Origin of the sequence: Halarsenatibacter silvermanii, from assembly GCF_900103135.1 — a bacterium.
Taxonomy (GTDB): Bacteria; Bacillota; Halanaerobiia; order Halanaerobiales; family Halarsenatibacteraceae; genus Halarsenatibacter; species Halarsenatibacter silvermanii.
This window is the reverse complement of sequence record NZ_FNGO01000068.1, coordinates 1-1,271: the sequence shown is the minus strand read 5'-3', so window position 1 is coordinate 1,271 and position 1,271 is coordinate 1. Positions and strand designations below refer to the sequence as shown.

The following is a 1,271-nucleotide window of genomic DNA, read 5'->3' as shown; positions in this document are numbered from 1 at the left end:
TTTTGCCATGGTTTTTTGTCCTCCCTTAGACTTAATACTATATTATAGCTGCTACGATGTCCAGCAGCTTAGGGGGAGGACAAATGTCCGCATTTTACATAGAGCATTAAATGAAGTTATTGTAAAAGATAAACCTGATTTAACCATCCAAAAATTATATAAAACTTGTGACCGAGTTAACTTGGAAACAAAGAGTAGATTGAATTCTCTAGATCAAATAAACTCCATGGAAGAATTACAGAAAAGGCTAGAAACTATTAAAGAATTTATGGAACAAAGAACAAAAATAAAAGAAGATTCACTCTGGAAAAGAAGAATACCTGGTATTTTGGCCAGAAATGAAATGTTAAAAAAAGAGATAGCAGAGAAGAAAAATAAATTTCTAAAGTCTAAATTAATTTCCCCTCTGAAAAAATATATTGAAGAAAATAATTATCAAAAAATCAAGGATCTAGAGGGTTATGATAAAAAGTTTAAAAAAGGCAATCTTGAAATTTTAATTGATAAGAAAAGTAGTATGTTACGTTTTGTTTTACCTAAATGGTGGAAAGCTAAAATTGAATTTTTGTTTTCTAGCCGCAAAGTAAGCAAAGAATTTACTGAGATAAGAGAAAAATTAGTATCTTTAAATGATTGGTTTGCAGAGGATTATTTTAATGAAGTTAAAGAAAGGCTAGAAAGAGGCAATGACATAGTAGAATTTGCTGACAAGTTATATGCAGATTGGAAACAAGACAAATATAATTTGAAAAGAATAGATGAAATATTTAATGAACAGAGTAGAGATTTTGCAGATGATCTTTTAACACTAGAGAAAATTGCTGATGATATAGAAAAAGCAGTAGATATTTATGAACAAGCTGTAAAAACAATTTGGTTGGAAAACAAACATGAAAAGCATCCTGAATTGGACTGGTTTATGGATAATAGATATGAAAAGATAAAAGGTAAGTTAGATGAAAACTTATCTGTAAAGTTAAATAAAGGTAAAGAATATCTCCGTAATAAGTATAAAAACAAACAGAAAGAAAAATTAAACAGTAGTGAAGGACAGAAAATAGTCAAATTGTCGAGAAGACAACGCAAGTTACCTTCTCTACGTAAACTGTTAAATGAATATAGTGAAATTATTGGGGAAATATTACCTGTATGGTTGGCTAGCTGTGGTATTTCAACACCTTTTAAAGTCGAACTTCCAGAAATGACTTTACACATCCGACGACATCCTCAGATTCATTTCGGGAATAAACCGGCACACTGACCCCGGGATT

General features: G+C 30.5%; 1 protein-coding gene. It reads left to right on the top strand.

Annotated features, from left to right (window positions below; all coding sequences use genetic code 11):
* Window positions 1-1,261: hypothetical protein (locus BLT15_RS13030; RefSeq protein WP_234985630.1), on the top strand; the 1,261-nt coding region annotated here is incomplete at its 5' end.
* Between the last annotated feature and the right edge of the window lie 10 nt (window positions 1,262-1,271).